This window comes from Clostridium sp. DSM 17811 (assembly GCF_018861905.1).
GTDB classification, from domain to species: Bacteria; Bacillota; Clostridia; order Clostridiales; family Clostridiaceae; genus Clostridium_AD; species Clostridium_AD frigoriphilum.
The window spans coordinates 1-7,253 of record NZ_JAHLDU010000059.1 but is presented as its reverse complement, the minus strand read 5'-3'; the positions used below and the strand labels follow the sequence as shown (position 1 = coordinate 7,253).

5 protein-coding genes are annotated in these 7,253 nt (G+C 32.1%); 3 read left to right on the top strand and 2 right to left on the bottom strand.

Annotation, left to right across the window (positions count from 1 at the left end):
* Positions 1-136: 136 nt before the first annotated feature.
* Together KPL44_RS24690 and KPL44_RS24685 are read right to left on the bottom strand one after the other, a co-directional pair.
* Positions 137-796, bottom strand: a complete 660-nt coding sequence (locus KPL44_RS24690; RefSeq protein WP_216256008.1) for a response regulator — start codon at positions 794-796, stop codon at positions 137-139.
* Positions 797-885: 89 nt separating this feature from the next.
* A complete protein-coding gene (locus KPL44_RS24685; RefSeq protein WP_216256005.1) occupies positions 886-2,058 on the bottom strand; it encodes a sensor histidine kinase in 1,173 nt (390 codons plus the stop codon).
* 204 nt (positions 2,059-2,262) lie between these two features.
* Between KPL44_RS24685 and KPL44_RS24680 the strand changes: the two genes are divergently transcribed.
* From KPL44_RS24680 to KPL44_RS24670, 3 genes are all read left to right on the top strand, one after another.
* The gene (locus KPL44_RS24680) at positions 2,263-5,346 is read left to right on the top strand and encodes an efflux RND transporter permease subunit (RefSeq protein ID WP_216256003.1); all 3,084 of its coding nucleotides are present in this window, start codon (positions 2,263-2,265) and stop codon (positions 5,344-5,346) included.
* On the top strand, positions 5,343-6,590 hold the full coding sequence (locus KPL44_RS24675; RefSeq protein WP_216255996.1) for an efflux RND transporter periplasmic adaptor subunit: 1,248 nt from the start codon (positions 5,343-5,345) through the stop codon (positions 6,588-6,590). Before KPL44_RS24680 ends, KPL44_RS24675 begins: the two co-directional genes overlap by 4 nt.
* 399 nt (positions 6,591-6,989) lie before the next feature.
* Positions 6,990-7,253: hypothetical protein (locus KPL44_RS24670; protein WP_216255827.1), on the top strand; the 264-nt coding region annotated here is incomplete at its 3' end.

Here is a 7,253-nt window from a genome sequence, read left to right as displayed (position 1 = left end):
GCGATATCTATTAGGTAATGCAGCATAAACAAAGCGCCTACCAAATGATAGACGCCTTGCTTGAAATCTTTAATTATTTCCACTGTCTACTTGACAGGGGGCAGTTCAAAAGAAGGGTTTCCTTCTTTGATATATATTAAATTTGACACTTGCTAATAAATACTGCAAGTTCAGTTCTACTGTTAAGGTCAAGTTTCTCAAGTATTTTTGTAACATAATTTTTTACGGTCCCCAGTCTTAAAAAGAGAATTTCACAAATATATTTGTTATTCTTACCTTGGGCAATAAGCTTTGCAACATCTATCTCTCTTGGTGTAAGTGCATCTAATGTATATTTTTGATTGTAAACTTTATGAGAAGAGTGATTTTCACTAGTTAATGAATTAAAAGCTGTAACTATTTTTAGGGCTACCCCTGGATCAAGGAGCATAGTACCATCATAAGCTGTTTTTATTGCTTTTATTATATAGTCTGAACCGGCATCCTTTAATATGTAACCATCCGCCCCATTTTTTATTGCTTTAAATATATACTCATCTTCACTAAAGGTTGTAAGGATTATTACCTTTACATCTGTATATTTTTCTTTAATGATTTTAGTAGCGACCACACCGTCCATTATTGGCATTCTAACATCCATAAGAATTACATCTGGAAGCACCCTATTTAAAAGAATAAGTAGCTGTTTGCCATTTTCAGCCTCTCCAATTATGTTAATACCCTCGTCCAAGCTTAAAATCATCTTTATTCCTTCTCTTACTATTTTCTGATCATCAGCTAATATAACATTTATCATATTTTACAGATCCCCCATTTTAATTTAGAAATTATAATGTTTTATATAATTTCTTTCCTTTAGCACGCTAAAGAAATGTATATTCTCTTTTATATTTCCTCCATTGGTATTGGAATACATATATCTATGCTAAAACCTAGGTTATTACTACTAGAGTAATTCGCAAATCCATTAAGTAACCTTACTCTATCATCAATCCCATTTAATCCATTTGATTTTATAATTTTATCACATCTAATTCCATTATTTTTTATAATAAGATTTATATTTTCATTTTTATTAAAGATTGTTATATTAATTTCTGATGATTTTCCATGTTTTATGCTATTAGTTATAGCCTCCTGAATAGTTTTATAAATGGAACTTTTTATAATAGGACTTAAGTTATCTAGGTTTTTATCTGCATTAAAATTAATATTTATATCAGTAATTAGATGAAAATTATTAATGAGTTTCCTAATGGAACCATAGAAATCCACTATTTCACGTTCTTCTTTCAGTAAATCAACAATTTCTCTAAGGCTACTAATACTAGATTTTGCAATGTCTTCACACTTAACTATTATCTCTTTTACTTTTTCAGGTTTTGTTTCACATATCTTTTTCGCAAATTCCAGATGCATAGTTAGAGCCATTAGATAATGGCCTAATGAATCATGAAGTTCTTGGGATACCCGCGCTCTTTCTTTAGCAGTTGTTAACTCTTCCACTTCCAAGTTATATTGTTTAAGTTTTATATTTGCAAGTTGTAGTTTTTTATTTAATTTATTTACTTCTTCTTTTTCTATTTGTACAGTTTTAATAAAATAGGCTATGCTAATTACAGCAACATAAAATAACATGGCACGGCTTAATATTGTTAGCCTGTCCCAGTTGTTAGGTATTCCTATTTGCAAAATTAATATTACAAAAAGTGAAAATGAATGTACGAAGAATAGAAACTTTTGACTAATTCTTTTTAACTCGAAAATTTCTATTAACGGTAATAATATATAAACAATAGTTCCAGCTCCAGATGCATTTATAAAATATTGCAATACAGTTGCACCACATATAGTGAAAAGTAATGAAATACACATGTACTGAGAACCTATAGTTAACTTGGTAGTTCTTATATAATCATTTACCAAAAGTATAAATATAAGGATTAATAATGGTATCATTGCCGAGGCCTTATTATGATAAAAGCGATATATGCCAATAAACATTGACAATGATAAAATATATCTTGAAATTAGTAGATACTTTTTAAATTTAGGCATTTTCATAACCTCGCTTTATATTAAACGTTTATTCATATAAAACGTCTATTTATATTATAACATTGTCAATATATCAATGGATACATTACTTAAGTAACTATAATTATTCACGATAATATATTAAAATACTATTAGTATTAAACAATTTTGTAATAATAATGTTATTTAGGTATTTTATTTATAAGTTTTAAGGGGGATTCAAGAATGAAAATTACAGAACTTTGTGTTAAAAAGCCTCTTGCCGTTCTTATGGTAGTATTGCTCACGGTAGGACTCGGAGTAATGGGATATTCAAGTCTCGGTGCAGATTTAATGCCGGCAGTTGATGTTCCTGTAATAACAATAACAACTACATACCCAGGTGCTGGTACAGCGGAAATAGAAACTGATGTAGTTAAACCAGTAGAGGATGCAGTTTCAGGTATAAGTGGTGTTGATACTATAAGTTCAGGATCTTCTGAAGGATATGGTTATACTACCATTATGTTCAAAATGGGAAATGATATGAATACCGCATTTTTAGATGTTCAACAGGCACTGGGCGATATATCAAACAAACTTCCTACAGATGCAACAAAACCTGTAATAAAAAAGCTAGATATAAATGCAACGCCTATAATGATGCTTTCTGTTTCAAGTTCACTACCATACAGTAAATTGTATGACAGTGCAGATAAAATACAAAAGTCACTCGAGAAAACTGATGGTGTTGGTAATGTATCTCTAGAGGGTGCTGTTAAAAAACAACTAATTATTAAAGTAAATAAAACGCTTTTGGAACAGTATGGTATAGCTGTTAATACCATAACTTCTAAACTTCAAAGCGATAACCTAAATATACCAGCAGGTCAATTTAAGCAAGAAGATTCTAATCAAACAATAAAAGTACTTGGTCAATTTGAAAGCATAAAAGATGTACAAAACCTTCAAATTCCAATGACAAACGGTGGAACTATAAAACTTAGCGAAATTGCAGATGTAAAACTAGATTATCCAGATGCAACTGAGCTCGTAAGGTTAAATGGGAAAAATTCTATAGGCATATTTGTTCAAAAACAAAGTGACTCTAATATAGTTATAACTGCTAAAGCTGTACAAAAACAGCTAGATGTTTTGAAAAAAACTCTTCCAGCTGGAATAAAAGTAGCGATAACATCCGATTCATCAACCTTTATAAATTCCTCACTTAAAGAGGTTAAATACGGTCTTATTGAGGGTATAATTTCAACAATTTTAGTAATGTTTCTTTTCCTTAGAAGCATAAAAGCTTCGTCAATAATACTTGTTGCTATACCAACATCTCTTATTGCAACATTTTTCATGATGTATGTTTTCAACTTTACTCTTAATATGTTATCACTACTTGCGTTATCCTTATCCATTGGTATTCTTGTAGATGACTCCATAGTAGTGCTTGAAAATATTCAAAGGCACTTGACCATGGGAAAAACAGTTTTTAGATCAGTTGTAGATGGACGAGAAGAAATAGCAATGGCGGCTATTTCTATAACCTTATGCGACATAGTTGTATTTGGACCAATAGCGTTTATGTCAGGTATGATCGGGCAGTTTTTTAAACAGTTTGGACTTACAGTAGTTTTTGCTGCTTTATTTTCCTTAATTGTTTCATTTACAGTTACCCCAATGCTTGCTTCAAAATTATTAAAGGAAAAGAAGAATGATGACGATAATAATAATATGAAGCTCAAGAAAAAAGGATTTTTTGATAAATTTATTATTTTTTATAAAAAATTTCTTTTGTTTTCGCTGGATCATAGATGGAAGATGGTAGCCTTAGTAAGCTCATTATTGATACTTAGCGTGGCATTAATTCCACTTAAACTAATTAATACTGAACTTACACCTAAAACAGATCAGAGTCAATTTACAATTAATATGTCATTATCACCAAGTAGTGACGTTAAACTTACAGATGTAAAAGTTAAAGAAGTAGAGGCACATTTAAAGAGCATAAAAGAAGTTGACAATTACTTTACTATTGTTGGCATTAATAATAAACAGTCTTCTGCGCAAATTAATGTTAATTTATATCCTAAAAAACAAAGAGAAAAAAGTCAAGACCAGATTTCATCTGAGATGCGCGCATGGAGTAAAACACTTACTGGAGTTGATATATCTATAGGTGAAGCCAGTTCTTCTGGTAGTAGCAAGCCTATCGCAATAAGTATAACTGGACCTAATTTAGATGTATTAAAACAATTAGGTAGTGAGGTTCAGAGCTCAGTACAAGCAGTCTCTGGAACTACAGATGTAAGCAACAGTAATCAAGCAAATGAGAGCCAAATCGCTGTTAAAATCGACAAAATTGCTGCAGCACAATATGGAATAAAGCCTTCTGATATATCAAGTGCTCTTAAAGCCACTACGGAGCAAGGGGTGTCTGGTGGAGTATTTAGGGAAAATAATGAGGAGTATGATGTTATTGTAAAACTTGATAAGGGTCAAATTGTTACAAAATCAGATATATCCACAATAAAAGTAGCTAATTCAAGTGGACAGCAAATTCCGATTGATTTGCTAGCAAAGGTTTATATGTCAGACAGTCCACAACAGATATTAAGAAAGAACCGTGACGAAATGGTTACCATTTATGCTAATAACCAGGGAAGACCTCTTGGTAGTGTTACTACGGATATCAAAGAAAAAATAAATAAAATTACAATCCCAGATGGATACGCGCTATCTTATGGTGGTGATCAAAAGAGTATGGCAGATTCCTTTACTTCACTTATTGAAGCAATTGTTGCATCAATTATACTCGTATATATGATCTTAGTTGTTTTATATGAATCATTCTTAACTCCAGCTTTAAGAATGTTATCACTACCTTGTGGATTAATTGGGGCACTTATAGCACTCGCCATTACAGGAAATAGTTTAAATATTATGTCGATGATTGGATTAATAATGCTTGATGGCCTGGCCGCCAAAAATGGAACACTATTAATAGATTATACGCTTACTCTTATGAAGACAGGTTTGCCTCTTCGCGAGGCATTAGTAGAGGCTGGACTTACAAGACTAAGACCAATACTCATGACGACCATAACTATGGTAGTTGGGATGTTACCCTCAGCACTTGCTACTGCTGAAGGTAGTGAATATAGAGTAGGAATGTCAGTTGCAATAATAGGAGGAATGATTACATCCACGATTTTATCACCAATAATAATTCCAGTGGTATATACGTTGATTGATGATATGAAAGGGTTCTTTGGCAAAAAGAAAAGAAAATCTGATAAAATAGATAAAGGAGTTACATTATGATGAAGCTTAAAGGGATTAAAGGATTTTTATTAATAAGTTTAACATTGAGTATAACTTTAATAGGAGTGGGTTGTGGAAATAAAGATGTAAGTGTTGCATCGAATGATATTTCAAAAAATGTTAAAGCGTCTCCAGTTAGTATATCTTCAATAACAACAACTACAAAATATGGAAGCAAGTTAGCAACATCTAGTCAAACTGTGGTTACATCTAAAATAGCTGGTAAAGTTAATGGTGTAAATGTAGATGTTGGTCAGAGTGTAAAAAAAGGTGATATTTTATTTACTCTTGATAGATTGGAACTTACGGCGCAATATAATGTAGCAAAAGCGGCCATGGACACTGCTAATGCAAATCTTGATAAAACCAGTGGTTCAGGTTACGAGCAGCAATTAATATCTGCAAATTCAACATTAGATATTGCAAAAACAACATATAATGATGCGAAAAATAATTATAATACAATTCATCAGCAATATAATATAGGAGACTCTGCGAAGAGCGAACTTGATGCTGCAAAATCAAAAATGGATAGTGCTGGGCTTCAGGTTAGCGCCGCGAGTGATTCTTTATCACTTTTAAAATCAAAAACAGGACCACAAACGGATGCTGCAGCTGCAGGTCAGGTTCAGCAAGCTAAGGCATCACTTGATTTAGCGCAAATACAAATGGATAATGCTTCTATTATATCACCTATAAATGGAGTTATATCTGAGCGAAATGTTGAAGTCGGCGAAGTAGTATCAAGTGCAGTTAGTGCATTTACTATAATTGATGCAAGTAGCCTGCGCTCTGAAGTATCGATGACAGACAAAGATGTTATAAAGGTAAAAGTAAATCAGAAAATACCTGTACAAATATCATCTATGAATAATAAAATTGTACAAGGAGTAGTAGACACCATAAGTCCTTCAGCAGATGCTAAAACACAATTGTATACAGTAAAGGTTAAGATAGAGAATCCTTCTAATTTATTAAAACCAGGAATGATAGTAAGAGTTGAGTTTCCAGATGTGGTAAAAACAGATATATCGGTTGTACCAAATGGAGCAATATTTACAGAAAACAGTGTGCAATATGTATATATAGTGGACGCTACTAGGCTCAAAAAGAAACAAGTAGTTGTTGGAATAGCAAATACTACGCAAACTGAGATTGTCAGTGGTATAAAACTTGGTGATCAAGTGGTAACTGAAGGGCAGAGTTTCTTAAATGAAGGGCAGAAAGTCAGTATTGTAAAATAGATGTATATTACTACAACTGCAATTCTCCGGCGTGCTTTGCAAACGAACTTTAAACAAGAAATTTGATTAAGAAATTCTAATGTTTTGCTCATGTAAAATTCTCTATCGCTCACATTCGTCGTCCTGACTCAGGTTCGCTAGCTTGCCTTCCTGGCAAGCTTACGAGAATTTTACAATCGCAAAACAAGAATTTCTAAATCAAATTTCAATAGTTTATTCGTCTCGTATTGCAATTCACTTCGGAGAAGCTATTAATATATATTATTACAACTGCAATTTACTGCGCTGAGTAATTCTAAACTGATTTTACTTAAAGGGACTAAAAAGTACAAACTCGCTATCGCTCAAACATGTACTTTTCTTAACGTATATTTAATAAATAAAAAGGATGGTAGAAAAATGAAAATAAAAAAATCGTTTTTGGGTATTGTATTAATGTTTTCGATGTTAATAAATGTTATAGTTCCTAATCTTGCTTTTGCAACTACTTTAGATTACAAAACTTCTGTTGCAAAGATGAAACAGCTTGGTATCATAGACAGTACAGTTACAAATGTTAACAAAAAAATGACTAATGGTGAATTAATAAAGGCGATGGCTATAGCTGATGGGTTAGGTGATAGTGCAGCTAGTCTTCGAGGCAAAACAATATTTCCAGATGTA

Bases quoted from the DNA above. Each gene is read 5' to 3' on its own strand.
- KPL44_RS24690 (WP_216256008.1), bottom strand. From the start codon at position 796: ATGATAAATGTTATATTAGCTGATGATCAGAAAATAGTAAGAGAAGGA.
- KPL44_RS24675 (WP_216255996.1), top strand. From the start codon at position 5,343: ATGATGAAGCTTAAAGGGATTAAAGGATTTTTATTAATAAGTTTAACA.
- KPL44_RS24685 (WP_216256005.1), bottom strand. From the start codon at position 2,058: ATGCCTAAATTTAAAAAGTATCTACTAATTTCAAGATATATTTTATCA.
- KPL44_RS24680 (WP_216256003.1), top strand. From the start codon at position 2,263: ATGAAAATTACAGAACTTTGTGTTAAAAAGCCTCTTGCCGTTCTTATG.